This is a genomic window from Sphingopyxis sp. GW821-FHT12F08 (assembly GCF_058806755.1).
Map to the genome: position 1 here is coordinate 371,424 of NZ_JBXAQA010000004.1, position 18,995 is coordinate 390,418.

At 67.1% G+C, this 18,995-nt stretch carries 20 protein-coding genes and 1 tRNA gene; 6 read left to right on the forward strand and 15 right to left on the reverse strand.

The features are described 5' to 3' along the window. From AC1RNQ_RS13750 to AC1RNQ_RS13760, 3 genes are all read left to right on the forward strand, one after another. On the forward strand, window positions 1–1,227 hold the full coding sequence (locus AC1RNQ_RS13750) for a threonine synthase (protein ID WP_493171760.1): 1,227 nt from the start codon (window positions 1–3) through the stop codon (window positions 1,225–1,227). Window positions 1,228–1,478: 251 nt separating this feature from the next. Continuing rightward, window positions 1,479–2,450, forward strand: a complete 972-nt coding sequence (locus tag AC1RNQ_RS13755) for an NAD(P)H-dependent flavin oxidoreductase (protein ID WP_493171762.1) — start codon at window positions 1,479–1,481, stop codon at window positions 2,448–2,450. 97 nt (window positions 2,451–2,547) lie between these two features. Then, complete coding sequence (locus tag AC1RNQ_RS13760; protein WP_493171764.1) at window positions 2,548–3,504, forward strand: hypothetical protein; 957 nt, start codon at window positions 2,548–2,550, stop codon at window positions 3,502–3,504. Between the two features lie 38 nt (window positions 3,505–3,542). On the opposite strand, the gene AC1RNQ_RS13765 is transcribed toward AC1RNQ_RS13760, so the two are convergent. From AC1RNQ_RS13765 to AC1RNQ_RS13825, 13 genes are all read right to left on the reverse strand, one after another. Next, window positions 3,543–4,043, reverse strand: coding sequence for an AHH domain-containing protein (locus AC1RNQ_RS13765; protein ID WP_493171765.1), 501 nt, complete (start codon window positions 4,041–4,043; stop codon window positions 3,543–3,545). Then, window positions 4,043–4,840 (reverse strand): hypothetical protein, encoded by a 798-nt coding sequence (locus tag AC1RNQ_RS13770; RefSeq protein WP_493171767.1) that lies wholly within the window; start codon window positions 4,838–4,840, stop codon window positions 4,043–4,045. Before AC1RNQ_RS13770 ends, AC1RNQ_RS13765 begins: the two co-directional genes overlap by 1 nt. A gap of 94 nt (window positions 4,841–4,934) precedes the next feature. Beyond that, complete coding sequence (locus AC1RNQ_RS13775; protein WP_493171769.1) at window positions 4,935–6,896, reverse strand: potassium transporter Kup; 1,962 nt, start codon at window positions 6,894–6,896, stop codon at window positions 4,935–4,937. A 43-nt stretch (window positions 6,897–6,939) separates the two neighbouring features. After that, window positions 6,940–7,614, reverse strand: a complete 675-nt coding sequence (locus AC1RNQ_RS13780) for a tetratricopeptide repeat protein (RefSeq protein WP_493171770.1) — start codon at window positions 7,612–7,614, stop codon at window positions 6,940–6,942. Further along, window positions 7,611–8,045 carry a cytochrome c-type biogenesis protein gene (locus AC1RNQ_RS13785; protein WP_493171772.1) on the reverse strand — a complete coding sequence of 145 codons (435 nt, stop codon included), beginning with the start codon at window positions 8,043–8,045 and terminating at the stop codon, window positions 7,611–7,613. Before AC1RNQ_RS13785 ends, AC1RNQ_RS13780 begins: the two co-directional genes overlap by 4 nt. Then, window positions 8,042–8,572 carry a DsbE family thiol:disulfide interchange protein gene (locus AC1RNQ_RS13790; protein WP_493171774.1) on the reverse strand — a complete coding sequence of 177 codons (531 nt, stop codon included), beginning with the start codon at window positions 8,570–8,572 and terminating at the stop codon, window positions 8,042–8,044. Before AC1RNQ_RS13790 ends, AC1RNQ_RS13785 begins: the two co-directional genes overlap by 4 nt. Continuing rightward, complete coding sequence (locus AC1RNQ_RS13795; protein ID WP_493171776.1) at window positions 8,569–10,536, reverse strand: heme lyase CcmF/NrfE family subunit; 1,968 nt, start codon at window positions 10,534–10,536, stop codon at window positions 8,569–8,571. Before AC1RNQ_RS13795 ends, AC1RNQ_RS13790 begins: the two co-directional genes overlap by 4 nt. Continuing rightward, entirely contained in the window at window positions 10,533–10,973 is a 441-nt protein-coding gene (gene ccmE, locus AC1RNQ_RS13800; RefSeq protein WP_493171778.1) for a cytochrome c maturation protein CcmE, read from the reverse strand. The genes AC1RNQ_RS13795 and ccmE overlap by 4 nt, the downstream gene beginning before the upstream one ends. Next, window positions 10,970–11,125, reverse strand: coding sequence for a hypothetical protein (locus AC1RNQ_RS13805; protein ID WP_493171780.1), 156 nt, complete (start codon window positions 11,123–11,125; stop codon window positions 10,970–10,972). The genes ccmE and AC1RNQ_RS13805 overlap by 4 nt, the downstream gene beginning before the upstream one ends. Before the next feature lie 3 nt (window positions 11,126–11,128). Next, window positions 11,129–11,875, reverse strand: coding sequence for a heme ABC transporter permease CcmC (ccmC, locus tag AC1RNQ_RS13810; protein ID WP_137900148.1), 747 nt, complete (start codon window positions 11,873–11,875; stop codon window positions 11,129–11,131). Between the two features lie 283 nt (window positions 11,876–12,158). Then, a complete protein-coding gene (locus AC1RNQ_RS13815; RefSeq protein WP_493171782.1) occupies window positions 12,159–12,512 on the reverse strand; it encodes a YbaN family protein in 354 nt (117 codons plus the stop codon). 211 nt (window positions 12,513–12,723) lie between these two features. Next, window positions 12,724–13,773: a Glu/Leu/Phe/Val family dehydrogenase gene (locus tag AC1RNQ_RS13820; RefSeq protein ID WP_493171784.1), complete on the reverse strand. Its 1,050-nt coding sequence runs from the start codon at window positions 13,771–13,773 to the stop codon at window positions 12,724–12,726. 97 nt (window positions 13,774–13,870) lie between these two features. Next, window positions 13,871–13,947: transfer RNA gene (locus AC1RNQ_RS13825), tRNA-His, on the reverse strand. 102 nt (window positions 13,948–14,049) lie between these two features. On the opposite strand from AC1RNQ_RS13825, the gene AC1RNQ_RS13830 reads away from it, so the two are divergent. Continuing rightward, complete coding sequence (locus AC1RNQ_RS13830) at window positions 14,050–14,727, forward strand: prolyl hydroxylase family protein (protein WP_493171786.1); 678 nt, start codon at window positions 14,050–14,052, stop codon at window positions 14,725–14,727. 163 nt (window positions 14,728–14,890) lie between these two features. On the opposite strand, the gene AC1RNQ_RS13835 is transcribed toward AC1RNQ_RS13830, so the two are convergent. Then, entirely contained in the window at window positions 14,891–15,616 is a 726-nt protein-coding gene (locus AC1RNQ_RS13835) for an SIMPL domain-containing protein (RefSeq protein ID WP_493171912.1), read from the reverse strand. A gap of 157 nt (window positions 15,617–15,773) precedes the next feature. On the opposite strand from AC1RNQ_RS13835, the gene AC1RNQ_RS13840 reads away from it, so the two are divergent. Beyond that, window positions 15,774–17,552: an ABC-F family ATP-binding cassette domain-containing protein gene (locus tag AC1RNQ_RS13840; protein WP_493171788.1), complete on the forward strand. Its 1,779-nt coding sequence runs from the start codon at window positions 15,774–15,776 to the stop codon at window positions 17,550–17,552. A 295-nt stretch (window positions 17,553–17,847) separates the two neighbouring features. Here the strand turns inward: AC1RNQ_RS13840 and AC1RNQ_RS13845 are convergent, their stop codons facing one another. Then, entirely contained in the window at window positions 17,848–18,330 is a 483-nt protein-coding gene (locus AC1RNQ_RS13845) for a DUF6456 domain-containing protein (RefSeq protein ID WP_493171790.1), read from the reverse strand. Between the two features lie 100 nt (window positions 18,331–18,430). Here AC1RNQ_RS13845 and AC1RNQ_RS13850 point away from each other — a divergent pair, with 100 nt between their 5' ends. Beyond that, entirely contained in the window at window positions 18,431–18,991 is a 561-nt protein-coding gene (locus tag AC1RNQ_RS13850) for a helix-turn-helix domain-containing protein (RefSeq protein WP_493171792.1), read from the forward strand. The last annotated feature ends 4 nt before the right edge of the window (window positions 18,992–18,995 follow it).

Below are 18,995 nucleotides of genomic sequence, written 5' to 3' on the forward strand. Positions count from 1 at the left end.
ATGATCAACGAAAATATTCGCGCCGACCGCCCGACCTTCGTCACCCATCTCGAGTGCTCGCTGACCGGCGAGACCTATCCGGCGGACCAACTCCACGGCCTCTCCGCCGCCGGCCGGCCCTTGCTCGTCCGCTACGACCTCGACGCCGCCGGCGCCGCGCTCAGCCGCCACGCGCTCGAAGCGCGCGCCACCGACCTCTGGCGCTGGCGCGAGCTGCTGCCCGTGCGCCACACCGAAAACATCGTCTCGCTCGGCGAGATCGAGACCCCGCTCGTCCCCATCCCGCATGCGGGCGGCGCGCATGTGCTGGTCAAGGACGAGGGGCGGCTGCCGACCGGGTCGTTCAAGGCGCGCGGGCTGGTGATGGCGGTCGCGATGGCGCGCGAACTCGGCGTCACCCGCATCGCGATGCCGACCAACGGCAATGCCGGCGCCGCGCTCGCCGCCTATGCGTCGCGCTGCGGGATCGAGACGGTGATCCTATGTCCCGAGGAAACTCCCGAGATCAATGTCCGCGAGATCGCCGCGCAGGGCGCGCGCGTCTGGCGCGTCAACGGCCAGATCGACGATTGCGGCGGCATCGTCGCGCGGGGCGCCGCCGAGGGGCGCTGGTTCGACTTCTCGACGCTCAAGGAACCCTATCGGATCGAGGGCAAGAAGACGATGGGGCTCGAACTCGCCGCGCAGTTCGGCTGGGAATTACCCGACGCGATCTTCTACCCCACCGGCGGCGGCACCGGCCTGATCGGCATGTGGAAGGCCTTCGACGAATTGGAGGCACTCGGCTGGATCGGGCCGAAGCGCCCGCGCATGTACGCCGTCCAGGCCTCGGGCTGCGCGCCGATCGTCCGCGCCTGGGAGGCGGGCGAGGAACATGCCGAACGCTGGGAAGACGCCGCGACCGTCGCCGCGGGGATCCGCGTGCCGCGCGCGGTCGGCGACTTCCTGATCCTGCGCGCGGTGCGCGCCTCGGGCGGCCGCGCGCTCGCGGTCGGCGACCCCGCGATCCTCGCCGCGGTCGACGCCGCCGCGCGAAAAGATGGCCTGCTGCTCTGCCCCGAAGGCGGCGCGACGCTCGCGGCTTACCATCAGGCGGTCAAACAGGGCCTGGTCGATCACGACGAACGCGCCGTGCTGTTCAACTGCGCGACCGGGCTCAAATATCCGATGCCCGAAGCGCCGCAGTGGCTCGACCGGCACGGCGACATCGACCTCGCGCTGCTGTAAAGCCCCTCCTCTTCAGAGGAGGGGTAGCGAGACTTACGAACTTGTTCGTTAGTCGCAGCGGGGTGGTGCTCGCGGCTTGGTGTGCGGTCGCCAGCACCACCCCGCTCGACTAAAGGCCCGGCTACGCCGGACCAAGTCTCACTGCCCCTCCTCTGAAGATGAGGGGTTAGCTCAGGTCTCCCAACGCCCCTTGCCAGACCTTCCCTTTACGTTAAGGTAAGTTGCAAACAGCAACCGGAGAGTGTGATTCCATGGCCCTTCCCCCGATCTTCGACCGCCTGCGCCTGCCCGTCATCGGCTCGCCCCTGTTCATCGTCTCGGGGCCCGAGCTCGTCATCGCACAGTGCAAGGCCGGCGTCGTCGGCAGCTTCCCCGCGCTGAACGCCCGGCCGCAGTCGCTGCTCGACGAATGGCTGCACCGGATCACCGAGGAGCTCGCGGCGTGGGACCGCGACAATCCGGACCGTCCGTCGGCGCCTTATGCGGTCAACCAGATCGTCCATAAATCGAACGACCGGCTCGAGTCCGACATCGCGACCTGCGCCAAGTGGAAGGTGCCGATCACCATCACCTCGCTCGGCGCGCGCGAGGAGCTCAACCAGGCGGTGCATAGCTGGGGCGGCATCACGCTGCACGACGTCATCGACGACCGCTTCGCGCGCAAGGCGGTCGAAAAGGGCGCCGACGGCCTGATCCCCGTCGCCGCGGGCGCGGGCGGCCACGCCGGGGTGCAGTCGCCCTTCGCGCTGGTGCAGGAAATCCGCGAATGGTTCGACGGACCCGTAGCGCTGTCGGGCGCGATCGGCCACGGCCGTTCGATCCTCGCCGCGCAGGCCTGCGGCGCCGACCTCGCCTATATCGGCAGCGCCTTCATCGCCACCGAGGAAGCCAATGCCGACCCGGGCTACAAGAACGGCATCGTCGAGGGCCGCGCCGCCGACATCGTCTATTCGAACCTCTTCACCGGCGTTCACGGCAATTACCTGCGCGGCTCGATCGTCGCGTCGGGCATGGATCCCGACAATCTGCCCGAGGGCGATTTGAAGACGATGAATTTCGGCTCGGGCGGCAATACCAAGGTCAAGGCGTGGAAAGACATCTGGGGCTCGGGGCAGGGTATCAGCCCGGTGCGCGGCGTGTTGCCGGTCGCGGAATTCGTGGCGCAGCTCGAGGAGCAATATCTGGCGGCGCGGCGCGAGCTGGAGGCGAAGGTGCGGCTGTAATTTTGCCTTTCAGAACCAGTTCGCACAGCCTGAGGACAGTTGTGGACTCTGGGCCGAATATGATGGACAAGCTAAGCAGAAGAAATTCTGCGGCGGCGTGTTTATTGCGATGCTTAGAAACAACGGGAGCAAGAGAATTGCGGCTGCGATGGGGTGCGCCCTACTGCTGTGGACGTTCGGCATCGGATACTATGTCGCCGCTCTAAACTACCCCAAAGAGCAGCTTTATCAGCCTTATCGTTATGCTGCCGATAAGTCGTTCGAGATTGATCCGGCTGCCGCGAGATTACCCAATGCCAATCCAATTGAATATCGCAGCCCCTGCAATAACCCCAAAGGACACAATGAAAGCGACCTTTGCGCACAGTGGCGTGCGGCCAAGGCAGCCGAAAAGAGTGCTTTTTGGACAAAGTGCGGGTTCGGTGCCGCGATACTAGGCTCATCCCTCTTGATGTGGCAAATCGCGTTAACTCGGCGGGCCGTACAGGATACGGCTCGCGCTACAGAAGCAATGAATCGACAGAACGAGTTGACCGATCAGGCTCAAAGGCCTTGGATCGAAATATCAGTTGAATTCGACTTCATTGCCAAAACGGAACATGGGTTTATTATTTCCGTTTATGCCATCCTCGGAAATATCGGAAAGACGCCCGCATACCACGCTGACATTTATCATTTCCTAGCACCACCATTCAAAAATCCAATTAAGGACCATAACCCGATCGGAGGATTTAAAATTCTTTCTGATGTCCCTCATAAAGAAGTAAGAAATTATCGATCTGACTTGATCGTTCTTCCAGGTGGACGAGCACAAGATCAACAACTCATTGTTCTAGAAAAATCAGACCCTCGACATCCGGCCGACGGGGTGGTTTTGCAATTTATGATTTCCGTTCACTACCAACTACCCGACGGTCGGGAGGCACAGTCTTCCGCTTGGTTCGTGGCGGGCGTGCCTTCGCTACCCGAAGCATACGGAATAATTCCTTGGGACTGGGACCCAGGCGGGACAGAGCTCCTATTCGAAGCTCGCGGATACATTAAGGCCACATAACGGCTTCGCGGGTGACTCTGGAGGTGGCGAATGCCCTCCTACCCCCCAAACAACCGCTCGATCGCCGCATCCAGATAGGGCCGGTCGGCGAACAGCCGCATCGGGTCGCGGCGGTTGAGCCAGAAGGCCGCGCCGTGGCGGTCGGTCAGCGCGCGGCGCAGCGTGTCCTGCAACAGCCGCAGCCGCATCGCCGCGACGCGCCGCGCGCCCGAATGGTCGGTCGCGGCCTGCAACGCGTGACCAGCCCGGATCTGCTCGACCCGCGCCGCAACGACGTCGCTATAAGCCCCGTGCGGTCCGCGGTGCAGCGCCTGGCCCGACAGCCGCGCCAGCCGCTCGTTGCCCGGCAGCACCAGCCCGTTGAGGTCGAAGCGGTGCAGCACGAAACCCTCGCCGTGCAGATCGGCGAACATCGCCATCATCTGCGGCCGCTGCAGCAGCGCGACCGGGATCAGATGGTGGCGCTGATACCCGCTTGTCGCAGGTGCGGCGCCGGACCAGCGGCAACGGGGGAGCCCGGGCGGATCGCCCCCGGCCATCAGCGGTCGACGCTGAACTCGACCAGCACCGTCGCCGGCCGCCCGCCGCCGCCGCCCTGCGGGGTCAGCGCGACCGATTCGCCGCGCTCCAGACCCGGCGCCTGCTGCGCCCGCGTCACCGGGCCGTTGAGCATCATGTCGAGCGCCAACCGCGCCAGCCGCTTGACCATCGCCGCCATGTCCCACCCCGGCGGGATATGCGCCTCGAGTTCCTGCCCCGCGAAGACGGCGAGCCCGCGCGTCGCCACGCGTTCGCCCGCCGCATCGTCGCGGCGACGGAAGGCGACGAGATGCAGCACCGGGGGCATGCCGCTCGCCTGCATCTCGGCGACCGCGCCGCGGAACTGCGGCGCGCTGGTCCATAGCCGCGCCGGCGACCAGAAAATCTGATCGGCCTCGAAGGCATCGATCAGCAGCACGAGCATCTTGAGATAGTCGGCGAGCGGCGGCGGCGGCGCATCGGCGGCACCGTGCGCCGCGCCGAGTTTGACGATCCAGCGCGCGCGCGTCCCGCGCCAGCCATCGGGCAGGCTGGTACCGAGGCTGCTCGTCGCCCGGTCCGCCGGGTCGGCCAGGTCGAGCGCTGCATGGTCCGCGCGATCGAGCGTCGCGCTCAGCGGCCCCAGCGCCAGCCGCAGCGGCAACCCGCCCACGCCAGACGTCTCGGGCCGCAGCCCCATGCGCCGCATCAGCGCCTCGACCGCATGGTCGGCCATCGCCGGCCCGAGCAGCAACGCAAAGGGTGCGCGCGCCGCCACGGCCGGCTGGATGATCGCGTCGCGCGGGGGAATATCCATGCTGCTGGCCGACCTTCTTTGAGGGGCCAGCATCGCAAGACTGCCGGTCTTGTTCAAACGCTTATTGCGGCGATGCGTCCGAAGCGGACGCACCCTAGATCGCGACCTGGCTGCCCAGTTCGACGACGCGGTTGGTCGGCAGACGGAAATATTCCATCGCGCTTTCCGAGTTGCGCAGCATCCACGCGAAGAGTTTCTCGCGCCAGATCGGCATCCCCGGCTTCGCCGCCGCGATCAGCGTCTGGCGCGACAGGAAGAAGCTCGTCTCGAGCATCTTGAAATCGCCGCCGCAGCCGGTGACGCGGTGCAGCGCGGCGGGCACGTCGACCGGCTGCATGAAACCGTAGTTCAGGATCAGCCGGTGGAACCCCTGGCCCAGGTCGTCGAGCGCGCACAGCTTCTTTTCCTCGACGAACGGCACGTCGGCGATCTTGATCGTCAAGAGGATGATCCGCTGGTGCAGCACCTTGTTGTGCTTGAGGTTGTGGAGCAGCGCGTGCGGCACCCCGTCGGCCGACGAGGTCATGAACACCGCGGTGCCCGGCACGCGCGTCGCGCTGTTCGCGGCCGATTTGACGAAGATCGGGATCGGCATCGCGCCTTCGGCCATTTCCTGCTGCATCAGCTTGCGCCCGCGCGACCAGGTGGTGAGCATGGTGAAGATGACGAGGCCGATCGCCAGCGGCACCCAGCCGCCGTCGGGCACCTTGATCAGATTGGCGCCGAAATAGGCGATATCGACGGTGAAGAAGACCGCCAGCACCGGCAACGCCTTCCACGCCGGCCACTTCCACAGCGTGAACAGCACGACGCTGAGCAGGCAGGTGTCGATGAACATCGCGCCCGTCACCGCGATGCCATAGGCCGCGGCGAGGTTACTCGACGATCCGAAGAAGAGGACGAGGATGATCACCATCGTCATCAGGAACCAGTTCACGACCGGGATATAGATCTGCCCCGCCGCCGACGCGCTGGTATGCTCGACGCGCAGGCGCGGGATGAAGCCCAGTTGGATCGCCTGCTGGGTCAGCGAGAAGGCACCCGAGATCACCGCCTGGCTCGCGATGATCGTCGCGAGCAGCGCCAGAATCACCACCGGCACGCGCCACATGTCGGGCATCATCTGGAAAAAGGGATCGGAGATCAGCTCGGCGCGCGGTCCCGCCTCGGCGGCGAGCACCATCGCGCCCTGCCCCATATAGTTGAGCATCAGCGCGGGCAACACGAAGACCAGCCAGCTCACCCCGATCGGCTTGCGCCCGAAATGGCCCATGTCGGCATAGAGCGCCTCCGCTCCGGTCACCGCGAGCACCACCGCACCCAGCGCGATGAAGGCGGTGAACCCGTCGATAGAGAAAAAGCGCAGCGCGTTCAGCGGGTTGACCGTCTCGACGATGATCCACGGATTGTCGCCGATATGCATGATGCCGAGCGCGGCGAGCATGATGAAATAGGCGAGCATGATCGGCCCGAAGAGCGCGCCGACCTTGGCCGTCCCGCGCGACTGGATCGCGAACAGCCCGATCAGGATCGCGAGCGCGATCGGCACGATATAGGGCGCGAAGCCGGGGTTCACATATTCGAGACCCTCGGTCGCCGACAGCACCGACATCGCCGGGGTGATCATCGAATCGCCATAGAAGAGCGCGGTCGCGAATACGCCAAGCAGCACGATCGGCCAGGTCCAGCGCTTGCCCTCCGACGAACGGCTGATCAGCGCGAGCAGCGCCAGGCTGCCCCCCTCGCCCTTGTTGTCGGCCTTCATGATCGTCAGCACATATTTGAAGGTCACGACCAGCATCATCGACCAGAAGACCAGGCTGAGCACGCCATAGATATGCAGCCGGTCGGGCTCGATCGGATGATGCCCGGCAAAGGTTTCGCGAAAGGCGTAGAGCGGGCTGGTCCCGATATCGCCGAACACGACGCCGACCGCGCCGACGGCGAGCTTCAGCACGCCGTCACTATGGTGGCCATGGCCGTAATGGCCGGTATCGGCGGCGTTGGGGGCGGCGCTTTCGGCACCGCCTGCCGCCTGTTGCGACTCAGCAGTCATCGCGCGCCTTTAGACGAGCCCGCATCGGAGGAATAGCGGGGAATCATTGACCCACCAGCGCTTCGGCAGGGGCCTCGCTCGCCGCTTCGGGCGGCAGCTGCGGCCCGAGCGCCTGGCGCAATTGCCCCAGCCGCACCTCGAGGTCGGGACGCCACGGCGCATCGGCGGGGCTGCGCGCGAGCAGTTCGCTCCACACGGCGTCGGCGCCCCGCAAATCGCCGCCCTGCGCGAGCGCGAGTCCCGCGAAGAACGGCGGCCCCGGATGCGTCGGATCGCGCTTCGCCGCCTCGTCGAAGGCCAGCGCCGCCGCAGGCGACATCATGCCCCCGCCGTGCGCGACCAGCGCATTGCCGAGGCCGACCCACAGGTCGACATTGTCGGGATATTTGGCGAGTCCGTTCTGCAGCATCTTCGCCGCATTTTCGGTGCGGCCGCGGCGCATCTGCCCGTCGGACGCCGCGATCCATTGCGATGCCGGGCCGAAGCGGTCGGCCATGCCCTGTTGCCGGTCGGTGATCGGCTCGCCGAAACCCTCCATCGTCTCGGTCGGGATCACGGGCTTGCCCGGCAGCGACGGATGGCCCTGCAGCGCATAGCCCGCGAGCCCCAGCATCACCGCTGCCGCCGCCAGCGGTCGCGCCGCCGCGGGCAGGCGCCCCACGAAGAGCAGCCCGCCGATCGTCAGCGCCGCGGCGAGCAGGACCCACAGCCAGATCATGCCCCGCCCTCTTCGTCGGTGCCGCCACGCCGGAAGCGCCCGAAGGCGAGCCAGCCGCCGAGCGCGAGGAACAGCAAAGGCCCGAACCACAAAAAGGCGGTCGCCGCATCGAACGGCGGATCGTAATCGACCCAATTGCCGTAGCGCGCGACCAGCCAGCTGCGGATTTCCTCGGGGCTCTCGCCCGCCGCGATCTTGCTGCGCACCTCGTTGCGCATGTCACCCGCCAGCGGCGCATCCGAATCGGCGATCGATTGGCCCTGACAGACCAGGCAGCGCAATTCCTCCATCAGCCGCTTCGCCTTGGCCTCCTGCGCGGGGTCGGCAAGCTGCTGATAGGCATAGGGCGCCGGCGGCAGCCGGTCCTGCGCGGCGAGCGGCGCTACCGCGGCCAGCGCCAGCAGGCCGAGCATGGCGAGGCGCAACGTCATTTCATCGCCTCCAGCTTGGCGATGATCTCGGGCACCTGTTCCTGCAGGATCACGCCCTGGATCTGCTCGCGGATGATGCCCTTGCCGTCGATCAGGAAGGTTTCGGGCACCCCCGACGATCCCAGCGCGATCTGCACGCTGCTCTGCATGTCCGACCCGATGCGGTCGAAGGGGTTGCCGAATTCATTGAGAAACTGCGCGACATCTTCGGGCCGGTCGCGAATCGCGATGCCGTCGATCGGCACGCCCGCGCGCTTCAGCGCCTCGAGCTGCGGCGCCTCGGCGCGGCACGGGATGCACCAGCTCGCGAAGACATTGACCAGCCGCGGCCTGCCGTCGGCGAGCTGGCTGCTCTTCAGCCCCGCGACCCCCGCGGTCGCGGGCGGCAGGTCGAACAAGGGCATCGGCTTGTCGATCCACTGCGACTGGATCAAAGTCTCGGCGGGCGTCGTCAGCCGATAGATGAAGGCGCCGAACAGCAATCCCATGATCGCCAGCGGCACGAACAGGACCCAGCGGTTCTTCATGGTGCAAACCGCTCCTGCGACTGGCGGTGTCGGCGCGCACGCCACAGCGTCAGCAACTGCGCACGCCCCAGCAGCGACAGCGCCCCGCCGATCGCGATCAGCGCGCCGCCCAGCCAGATCCACCACACCAGCGGCTTCCACCACAGCCGCAGCTGATAGCGGCCCGCGCCGTCGGCGCCGACCACCGGCTGCCCCAGCACCGCATAAAGCTGCCCGCCCGGCCGCGTCAGCAGCGCCGCCTCGTTGGTCTCGGTCGGCGCGGTGCCCATCAGCCCGGGGAACATGCGCGATTCGGGTTTCAGCACATGCGACCCGCCGCCCGGCGTGGTCGCGACCAGCGTGCCCTCGATCGCGGTAAAATTGGGTCCGGCGACGGGCTTCACGCCTTCGAAACGGACGTCGAAATCGCCGACCTTCACCACGTCGCCGGGCTTCGCCGCAACCAGCTTTTCCTTGATGAAGGCGCTTTCGGCCCCCATGCCGGCGAGGCACACCGCGACCCCGAAATGCGCAGTCACCATGCCCCAGGTCGGCAGCGGCGTACGGCGGAGGTTCCGCCCCCACAAAGGCGCGAGGCTCGCGACCGCGACCACCCCCGCGACGGTCATCCCCAGCAGCGGCAGGATGCCGACCTTGCCGCCGAAGATCACCAGCGACACCAGCACCAGCACGCCTGCGAACACCGCGAGCGGCAGCCGCGACCACAGCTTCCGTCCGTCGTCCTTGCGCCAGGCGAGCAGCGGCCCGGCGACCATCACGAGGCACAGGATCAGCGCCAGCGGCCCCGCGACCTTGTTGTAATAGGGCGGCCCGACCGAAATCTTCTCGCCCAGCGCCTCGGCGACGATCGGATAGAGCGTGCCGAGCAGCACCAACGCGAGGATCGTCGTCAGCAACAGATTGTTGATCACCAGCGAGCCTTCGCGGCTCAGCAGCGCGAATTTCTTGCCCTCGGCGACCGACCCGGCGCGCAGCGCAAACAAGGTGAGCGCGCCGCCGATATAGATCGCCATCAAGGCGAGCAGGAAGGTCCCGCGCTCGGGATCGACCGCGAAGCTGTGGACGCTGGTGAGCAGCCCCGAGCGCACGATGAAGGTGCCGACCATCGACATCGAGAAGCCGATCACCGCGAGCATCACCGTCCAAGCGCGCAGCGCATTGCGCGTGGCGGTCACCGCGACCGAATGGAGCAAGGCCGCGCCGGCAAGCCAGGGGATCAGCGAGACATTCTCGACCGGGTCCCAGAACCACCAGCCGCCCCAGCCGAGCTCATAATAGGCCCAATAGCTGCCCGCGGTGATGCCCAGCGTCAGGAAGATCCAGCTGAACAGCACCCACGGCCGCATCGCGCGCGCAAAGGCCGGCCCGATCTCGCGCGTGATCAGCGCGCCGACCGCGAAGCTGAACGCCACCGACAGCCCGACATAGCCGACGTAGAGCGTCGGCGGATGGAAGGCGAGCCCGATGTCCTGGAGCAGCGGGTTGAGCCCCTGCCCGTCGGGCGGCGCGACCGCCAGGCGGTTGAACGGGTTCGACGAAAAGAGCAGGAAGGCGAAGAAACCGAGGCTCAGCGCCGCTTGGGCCGCGAGGGTCGCGACCAGCGTATCCTCGCGCAGCCGGCGCTCGAAGATTGCGATCAGCGCCCCCGACAACGACAGGATCATCAGCCACAGCAGCATCGACCCTTCGTGATTGCCCCACGTCCCCGCGATCTTGAAGATCATCGGTTTCAGGCTGTTGCTGTTGCGCGCGACCAGCTCGACCGACATGTCCGAGCGCACGAACAGCGCGATCAGCAGGCCGAAGGCCGCGGTGGTCAGCACCCCCTGCGCGACGCTCGCCGGCCGCACCAGCGACGCGAGATCCTTGGGCCCGCCGCGCAGGAAGACGATCCCCGCGACCAGCGACAGGCACGCAAGCGCCGCCGCGATCCACAGCAGGGCCAAGCCGAGTTCTGCGATCATATTTTCGGCGCCATCTTCGCGACGCCCTCGGGCATCTCGCCCATCTGCGGCGGCATATAGCGCTCGTCATGCTTCGCCAGGATGCGGTCGGCGACGAAGGTCCCATCGGCGCGCATCCGGCCGTCGGCGACCATGCCGCTTTCCTCGGCGAACAGGTCGGGGACGATGCCGGTGAACTGCACCGGGACCGACGCCTTGCCGTCGGTCGCGACGAAGCGGATCGTCACCCCGTCGGGCAGGCGTATGATGCTGCCCGCGGCGACCATGCCGCCCAGCCGCATCGGCTCGCCGACTTGCGCCTTGCCCGCCTTGATCTCCTGCGGCGTGCGGAAATAGGCCGCCTCGTCGCGCAGCGCGCTCGCGCCGAGCACGCCGGCGCCCGCTACGCCAACGACCGCGACCAGCGCCAGAATCAACCGTTGATGCTTCGCCTTCATTTCCGGTCCCTACGCAGCGCGTCGCTGCGCTTTTCGGCCTTCTGCATCGCGCGCCAGCTCGCGAGCAGCACCGCGCCGGTCAGCAGCACGGTCAGCCCATAGGCGGCCGCGACATAGGCCCATTGCCCGCCCCCGCTGATCACCCCCGTCACGCGTCAATTCCCCTCATCGTCGGCGAGCCGCCGCAGCCGCGCCGCGACGCGGTTGTCGGCGATGATCCGCCGCATCCGCATCAGCACGATGGCGCCGAACAGCAAGGAAAAACCCAGCACGGTCAAGCCCAAAGGCCATAACAGCGCGCCGTCGATGCTCGATCCGCGCAGCGTGATGCTCGGCCCCTGGTGCAGGCTGTTCCACCATATGACGCTGCGGTTGATGATCGGAATGTTGATCGCGCCGACCAGCGCATAGATGGCGGCGCCGCGCGACAAAGTGCCGCCCTGCCTTTGGCCCCCAGTTCCATTGGCGTCGCCGCTCGTCAGCGCGATGAAGCCCGCATAGAGGAACAGCAGCACGAGCATCGAGGTCATCCGCCCGTCCCATTCCCACCAGGTTCCCCAGGTCGGCTTGCCCCAGATCGATCCCGTCGCGAGGCACAAGGCGGTGAACAGCATCCCCGGCACCGCGATCGCGCGCGCCGCGATCCCGGCGAGCGGATGGCGCCACACCAGCTGCACCAGCCCCGCGACGGCGAGGCTCGTCCAGCCGCCCATGCCGAGCCAGGCCGAAGGGACATGGACATAGAGGATTCGCGCGGTCTCACCCTGCTTGTAGTCGCCCGGCACCTGCGTCAGCCCGGCAAAGGCGCCGCCGAGCACGAGCAGCAACCCAACGCCGAGCAGCCACGGCGTCAGCGGCTTCGCAATCGCGAGGAAACGGGTGGGATTGGCATAAGCGTGCATCGGTTTCGCGTCGTCTTTAGGGGAGGCCGATTTATCGGTCCAGTGAATTGCCCGGCGCGACCCGGCGGCGCTTGTGTTGCGTGCATAGGCCGCGAGGTCAAGCCTCGGGCGACGGGCCGCGCCTAAGCGATCCCCCCCGCAGGGGGAGGGGGACCACCCGAAGGGTGGTGGAGGGGCACAGGAGATCATACGCAGCGCTCGACACCGCGTGCCCCTCCACCAGCTTCGCTGGTCCCCCTCCCCGTTCCGGGGAGGATCGGCTAAAGCCGCGCCGACAAGCCCGTCACCCCTCCGGCCGCGTCCAGATCCACGTCCCCGTCACCGCCGCGACGACGATCGGCACCATCATCCAAGGCCAGGGCGCAAGGAGCAGCGCAAGCACGATGCTCGCCGCGAACATCACGCTCGCCGCGATCTTGCCCTTGCGGCTGATCGCCCCCTTGTCGCGCCACGCGATGATATGCGGACCGAAGCTGCGATGATTCAGCAGCCACGCCTCGAGCCGCGGCGACGAACGCGCGAAGCAGAAGGCGGCGAGGATCACGAAGGGCACGGTGGGCAGGAGCGGCAGGAAAGCCCCGATCGCGCCGAGCGCGAGCGACAGCCAGCCGCAGACGAGGTAGAAATGCCGCTTCATGCGAGGCTGGCTTAGCGGAAATCGGAAACAACTAAACCCCTCCCCTTCAGGGGAGGGGCAGAGAGGCTTGGTCCGGCGTAAGCCGGGCGTTAGCCGAACGGGGTGGGGGCCAGCGGCGTCGCGCAACGCCGCCTGCCCCCACCCGCTGCGACATAGGCAGCAAGCTGCCAAGTCTCGCTGCCCTCCCCTGAAGGGGAGGGCCTCAACCAACTCACCCCCGCCCGATCAGCTTCTGCGCCATCCGGTCGGCCACCACCGACGCCGGGGTGCCGCTCGCCCTGCTCTCGGCCCAGATGTCGGCCAGCCGGCCCGGGATCTGGTGGATGCGGCTCTCGACTTCCTCGCGGCTGCCTTGCCCGAGATATTCGAGCGCGACGTTGATGATCCCGCCCGCGTTGATCACATAATCGGGGGCATAGGTGATGCCGCGGTCGTGCACGCGCTGGCCGTCGGCCGCGGTCGCGAGCTGGTTGTTCGCGCCGCCGGCGACGATCGGCACGCGCAGCTTGGCGATGCTCTCCTCGGTCAGGATCGCACCGAGCGCATTGGGGCTCAGCACATCCGCCTCGATCTCCATGATCGCCGCCGAATCGGCCAGGTCGGCGCCCAGTTCGTCGGCGAGCGCCTTCGCGCGCGCCAGGTTGACGTCGGCGAGCGTCAGGATCGCGCCGTCGGCCGCCAGCCGCCGCGCGACCCCGCCGCCGACGCTACCCACGCCCTGGATCGCGACGCGCACCCCCTTTGCACTATCGGTGCCGAGGCCGTTCGCGATCGCCGCCTTGATCCCCAGATAGACGCCGAGCGCGGTCAGCGGGCCGGGGTCGCCCCCCGCTTCGCCGCTCGCCACCGGCAGGCCGCTGACATGCTTCGTATGCTTCGAGATCGCGACCATGTCGGCGTCCGACATGCCGACATCTTCGGCGGTCACATAGGCGCCGCCCAGCGATTCGACCGCGCGCCCGAACGCCGCGAGCAGTTCGGGGGTCTTCTCCACGCCTTCGTCGGCCAGGATCACGCCCTTGCCGCCGCCCATCGGCAGCCCCGCCATCGCATTTTTATAGCTCATGCCGCGCGACAGGCGCAGCGCATCGGTGATCGCCGCCTTGCGCTGCGGATAATGCCAGTAGCGCACCCCGCCTGCGCCGGGGCCGAGGTGCGTCGAGTGGACGGCGATGACCGCGGTCAGCCCGCTCGCCCGATCGCGGAACATATGAACATGCTCATGATCGTCGAAATCGGCGAAATCCCAGACAGCAGACATGCGCGACTCCTCGCGTTAGAAAATTACGTCAAAACGCAATAATGCAACGAGTGCGGCGAGTCACCCCTAAAGCGTCTATACGCGATGATAGAGGAAATGGGGCGACCAACGGGGCTCGAACCCGCGACCTCCGGTACCACAAACCGGCGCTCTAACCAACTGAGCTATGGTCGCCACACGCCGGGCGAAACCGCCTCGACAGCGCGCGGCGATAGGCGCGCTAGGCCCCGTTCGTCAAGCATTGTTCGTGTGGGCAATGCCCCTTAAAAGCGCGCCATGACCGACAAGATCGTCGATATGGCCACATCGGGCGCCGACCGCACCGCCGAGCGGCTCGCCGCCGTGCCCGGCATCCGCCGCGCCCCGACTCCCAAGCTCCAGCAGTTCATGCTCTCGAACTTCCTCGATGCCGCGACCTGCGCCGCGCTGATCGAACGCATCGACCGCGACGTCCGCCCCTCGACGATCGCCGACCCCAATGGCGACGATGCGTTCCGCACCAGCACCACCTGCGACCTCGACCACCGCGACCCGGTGGTGCGCGCGGTCAACGACCGGCTCCACGCCCTCACCGGCATCCCGTCCGAATATGGCGAGCCGCTGCAGGGCCAGCGCTACGACGTCGGGCAGGAGTTCAAGGCGCACACCGACTTCTTCGATCCGCGCGGCAGCGACTGGGAGCAATATTGCGCGATCCCGGGCCAGCGCAGCTGGACGCTGATGGTCTATCTCAACGAGCCCCCCGCCGGCGGCGCGACGCGCTTCCTTGCGACGGGCAAGATGCACCAGCCGGAAGAAGGAAAATTGCTCGCCTGGAACAATGTCCGCCCCGACGGCACCACCAACGACGACACGCTCCACCACGGGATGAAGGTGCGCAAGGGGCGCAAGTACATCATCACCAAATGGTTCCGCGAACGGCCCTGGCCGTGGGCGGAGGGAGAATTGGATTAAGGGCGAACTGGATTAAGGGAGTGCCGGGCTAAAGGCCCACCTCAAATCCCGTTCGTGTCGAGCGAAGTCGAGACACCCATGGGGAGCGCGTGCCTTCGCGTGTCTCGACTTCGCTCGACACGAACGGAAAGAGGGGTCGGCTTTCACCGACCCCTCGTTGGAATTACCTCACCAGCCGATACTGGAAGCTCAGCGTCAGCGTGTTCGACACCTGGCCCGGCTCGACCGGGGTCGCCTTGCCCGCGGCGTCCATCGCCTGCAGGCGCACCATCGGCATCGGCGGCATCGGCCCGCCGAAGCTGCCCTCGCTGATCGACACCAGCTCGGCGCCGCGGAAGCCCGCGAGCCGCGCATAGTCGGCGGCCTTCGCTTCGGCTTCCTTGATCGCCGCGCCGCGCGCGCCGACGAGCTGCGCGTCGGCGTCCTTCATGCCGAACCAGGGGCCTTCGATATTGGTCCCGCCCGCCGCGACCAGCGCGTCGAGCAGCGGCCCGATATCGTCGATCTTGGGCGTGGTGGCGCGGACTGTATTGTTGACCTGATAGCCGATGAAGCGCGGCGGCTGGCCATTGCCCGTGTTGTTATAGTCGTACTGCGGCGACAGGTTGATGCCGCTCGTCTGGATATCTTCGGGCTTGATCCCGCGCGCCTTCGCGGCCGCGATCAGCTTGTCCATCGCCGCGGCGTTGAGGCGCATCGCCTCGACCGCGGTCGGCGCGGTGGTCTGCACCCCGGCGCCGACGGTCGCCTGATCGGGGCGCGAGCGCACCTCCTCGTTGACGCTGAAGCTCAGGATCGGCCCCTGCACACTCGCTGTCGTCACCGTCGAACCTCCCTGCTGCTGCGCAAGAACCGGCGTGGCCGCCGTCAGCGCGAGAGCGCTAGCCATAGCGGTGAGCATATGCTTCGTCATTGTCTTCTCCTGTGACCGGAACCCCCGGCCGTGATGAACGCCCGCCCCATACGCAGACGGAGCGAGTGCGTTCCCGCCTTTGCCTGCACGGCGCTTGCATGATGCTGAACACCTCAGTAGCGAGCCGTTCATCATGGCAGCTCCCATTCTTTCATACGAAGGCCTTGGCCTGGTCCAGGGCAGCGGCTGGCTGTTCCAGAACCTCGACATCTACGTCGGCGAGCGCGACCGGCTCGCGCTGATCGGCCGCAACGGCGCGGGCAAGACCACCTTGCTCAAATTGCTCGCGGGACAGATCGACGCCGACAAGGGCAAGCGCGTCATCGTTCCCGGCACGCATGTCGTGATGCTCGAGCAGGAACCCGACTTCCGCCCTTTCGATACCCTCATGGACTTCGCGGTCGCCGCCCCCGATGCCCCGCCCGAGCACGAAGTCGCCGCGATCGCCGATCAGCTCGGCATCGACATGAGCCGCACCGCCGCCAGCGCCTCGGGGGGCGAGCGCCGCCGCGCTGCGCTGGCGAGAGCATTGGCGCAAAACCCCGACGTGCTGCTGCTCGACGAGCCGACCAACCACCTCGACCTCGCGGCGATCGACTGGCTCGAGAGCTGGCTCGCCCGCTACACCGGCGCTTTCGTCGCGATCAGCCACGACCGCACCTTCCTCACCCGCCTGACGCGCCAGACCCTGTGGCTCGACCGCGGCAGCATCCGCCGCAAGGAAATCGGCTTCGGCGGCTTCGAGGAATGGAGCGATGCCGTCGCCGCCGAGGAAACCCGCGCCGCACAGCGCCTCGATTCGAAACTGCGGCTCGAGGCACACTGGCTCGAACGCGGCGTCACCGCGCGCCGCAAGCGCAACCAAGGCCGGCTCGAAAAACTCAAGGAAATGCGCGCGACCCGCGCGGCGATGATCGGCGGTCCCGGCGTCGCCAAGCTCGGGCTCGCTAACGACGACGTCCGCTCCAAATCGGTGATCGTCGCCGAAAATATCAGCAAAAGCTTCGGCGACCGCGCGATCATCAGGAATTTCGATTTCCGCGTCCAGCGCGGCGACCGCATCGGCATCGTCGGTGCCAACGGCGCGGGCAAGTCGACCCTGCTCAAGCTGCTGACCGGCGAGATCGAACCCGACAGCGGCAAGATCACCCTCGCCCCGACCCTCGACGGCATCGTCATCGACCAGCAGCGCAGCCTGATGTCGCCCGAAAAGCGCGTCCGCGACATCCTCGCCGACGGCGGCGACTGGGTCGAGGTGCGCGGGGTCAAGAAACATATCCAGGGTTATCTCAAGGAATTCCTCTTCGACCCCGGTGTCGTCGAGGCGAGCGTCGGCGCGCTGTCGGGCGGCGAACGCTCGCGGCTCCTGCTCGCCCGCGAATTCGCCCGCGAATCGAACCTGCTCGTCCTCGACGAGCCGACCAACGACCTCGACCTCGAAACGCTCGACCTGCTCCAGGAAGTCATCGCCGATTATGCCGGCACCGTCCTGCTCGTCAGCCACGACCGCGACTTCCTCGACCGCACCGTCACGGTGACGCTCGGCCTCGACGGATCGGGCAAGGTCGATATCGTCGCCGGCGGCTATGCCGACTGGGAAGCCAAACGGACGAAGCCCAATGCCGCGAAAGCCAAATCGGCCTCGACCGAAAGCGCCCCGCCGCCCCCGCAGGCGCGCAAGAAGCTGAGCTACAAGGACCAGCGCGACTACGACCTGCTCCCCGCGCGGATCGAGGAGATCGAGACGGAGATGGCAGGCATCGAAGCCGAGCTCTCCGACGGCAACCTCTTCGTGCGCGACAACGCCCGCTTCACCGCGCTGACCGGAAAACTCGAAGCGCTGCGCGCCGAAAGGGCCGCCGCGGAGGATCGCTGGCTGGAACTGGCTGAAGCGGTCGAGGCGCTGGGATAACCCGCCGTCCGCTTTGGGGTGGTTTCCGGACCGTCCTCTATTTCCGTTCGTGTCGAGCGAAGTCGAGACACGCGAAGGCATGCGCTCCCCATGGGTGTCTCGACTTCGCTCGACACGAACGGGATTTATAAGTTTGGTTTGTCCGCAGTCGCCCGAAAGCCGACGAACTTCATCTGACGAAATGAATGCGCGCAGAGGCGCAGAGGCCGCAGAGAGGATTGTCTTTCCTCTCTGCGGCCTCTGCGCCTCTGCGCGAATATTATGATAGCCTGCGGCGGCTCCCGCCCCCGCCCCCTCATCCCGTCCCGTAAAACCGCGCCAGCCGGTCGAGCGCCAGCCCCAGTACCAGCTTCCCCGACCGGGCGGGCCAGCCAAGCCCCTTCTCCGCGCAGCCGATCCCCTCGCCCGCGCAGATCACCCGCCAGCAGATGTCGGCGAGCCCCGGCCCCGCCGCGTCGAGCGCGGCGTGGAAACGCCGGTGCGCGTCGATCCGCGCCAGCGACGCGTCCGCCGCCCTCGCACCGCCGCGTGTCTTGGCGGGCGCCGCGGCGTCCCAGCGCATCGTCACCCGCGCCGCGAGCCCCGCGCGCTCGTAATCGGCGCGCAGCCGCTCGCCCGCGCCGAGCTGCGCCGCGGTCAGATGCCCACGCGCCGCCAGCCAGGCGATCGGGCTTTCGGCGACATTGACGCTGACGTGGCGCATCATTTGCGGCCCCGTCTTGCCCGGGTCGAGCCGGTCGTCGGGGTGGATGCGCGTTTCGAGTCGGGGGCCGGCCATATGATTCTCCTTTGCTGGGAGAGCAGGCTTGACAGTGGAATATTTTTTAGGAAAGAAGAAACCGATTTGGTTATAGCTAGATTTTAACGATGAGGTCGCCATGATCAACAGCATCCGCGCCGTGCGCCGCGCCAAGCGCCTGACCCTCGAAGATGTGGCGCTGCGCTGCGCCCCCCCGACCACCGCGCAGACGATCGGCCGTCTCGAAACCGGCACGCGCACGCTGTCGCTCGGCTGGATGAACCGCATCGCCAAGGCGCTCGGCGTCGATGCCGCCGAGCTCGTGCAACTGCCGCAGGACACCCAGCTCACCATCACTGCGCTGCTCGGCGCCGACGGGGTCGAGGCGCCGACGCGCGTCGAGCAGGCGCTCACCGCGCGCCCGGGCGAGGATATGGTCGCGGTGCGCGTGACCTCGTCGATCGGCGATTATCGCGCGGGCGACGAAATCTGGTGCCGCCGCATCGAGGGCGACTGGGCGGGCATGCTCAACCGCGACCTGCTCGTCCCGCGCCCCGCCGGCCGCTTCTTCTTCGCGCGCCTGCTCAACGTCGACGGCGAGAAGCTCCACCTGCTCCCGCTCGGCACCGGCCAGCGCCAGCAGGTCGTCAGCAACCCGCCCTGGGCCGCCGTGGCGGTGCGGCTGATCCGCACCCTCTAAAACC

Bases quoted from the DNA above. Each gene is read 5' to 3' on its own strand.
- AC1RNQ_RS13750 (WP_493171760.1), top strand. From the start codon at position 1: ATGATCAACGAAAATATTCGCGCCGACCGCCCGACCTTCGTCACCCAT.
- AC1RNQ_RS13755 (WP_493171762.1), top strand. From the start codon at position 1,479: ATGGCCCTTCCCCCGATCTTCGACCGCCTGCGCCTGCCCGTCATCGGC.
- AC1RNQ_RS13765 (WP_493171765.1), bottom strand. From the start codon at position 4,043: ATGGCCGGGGGCGATCCGCCCGGGCTCCCCCGTTGCCGCTGGTCCGGC.
- AC1RNQ_RS13770 (WP_493171767.1), bottom strand. From the start codon at position 4,840: ATGGATATTCCCCCGCGCGACGCGATCATCCAGCCGGCCGTGGCGGCG.
- AC1RNQ_RS13775 (WP_493171769.1), bottom strand. From the start codon at position 6,896: ATGACTGCTGAGTCGCAACAGGCGGCAGGCGGTGCCGAAAGCGCCGCC.
- AC1RNQ_RS13780 (WP_493171770.1), bottom strand. From the start codon at position 7,614: ATGATCTGGCTGTGGGTCCTGCTCGCCGCGGCGCTGACGATCGGCGGG.
- AC1RNQ_RS13785 (WP_493171772.1), bottom strand. From the start codon at position 8,045: ATGACGTTGCGCCTCGCCATGCTCGGCCTGCTGGCGCTGGCCGCGGTA.
- AC1RNQ_RS13790 (WP_493171774.1), bottom strand. From the start codon at position 8,572: ATGAAGAACCGCTGGGTCCTGTTCGTGCCGCTGGCGATCATGGGATTG.
- AC1RNQ_RS13795 (WP_493171776.1), bottom strand. From the start codon at position 10,536: ATGATCGCAGAACTCGGCTTGGCCCTGCTGTGGATCGCGGCGGCGCTT.
- ccmE (WP_493171778.1), bottom strand. From the start codon at position 10,973: ATGAAGGCGAAGCATCAACGGTTGATTCTGGCGCTGGTCGCGGTCGTT.
- ccmC (WP_137900148.1), bottom strand. From the start codon at position 11,875: ATGCACGCTTATGCCAATCCCACCCGTTTCCTCGCGATTGCGAAGCCG.
- AC1RNQ_RS13815 (WP_493171782.1), bottom strand. From the start codon at position 12,512: ATGAAGCGGCATTTCTACCTCGTCTGCGGCTGGCTGTCGCTCGCGCTC.
- AC1RNQ_RS13820 (WP_493171784.1), bottom strand. From the start codon at position 13,773: ATGTCTGCTGTCTGGGATTTCGCCGATTTCGACGATCATGAGCATGTT.
- AC1RNQ_RS13830 (WP_493171786.1), top strand. From the start codon at position 14,050: ATGACCGACAAGATCGTCGATATGGCCACATCGGGCGCCGACCGCACC.
- AC1RNQ_RS13835 (WP_493171912.1), bottom strand. From the start codon at position 15,616: ATGGCTAGCGCTCTCGCGCTGACGGCGGCCACGCCGGTTCTTGCGCAG.
- AC1RNQ_RS13840 (WP_493171788.1), top strand. From the start codon at position 15,774: ATGGCAGCTCCCATTCTTTCATACGAAGGCCTTGGCCTGGTCCAGGGC.
- AC1RNQ_RS13845 (WP_493171790.1), bottom strand. From the start codon at position 18,330: ATGGCCGGCCCCCGACTCGAAACGCGCATCCACCCCGACGACCGGCTC.
- AC1RNQ_RS13850 (WP_493171792.1), top strand. From the start codon at position 18,431: ATGATCAACAGCATCCGCGCCGTGCGCCGCGCCAAGCGCCTGACCCTC.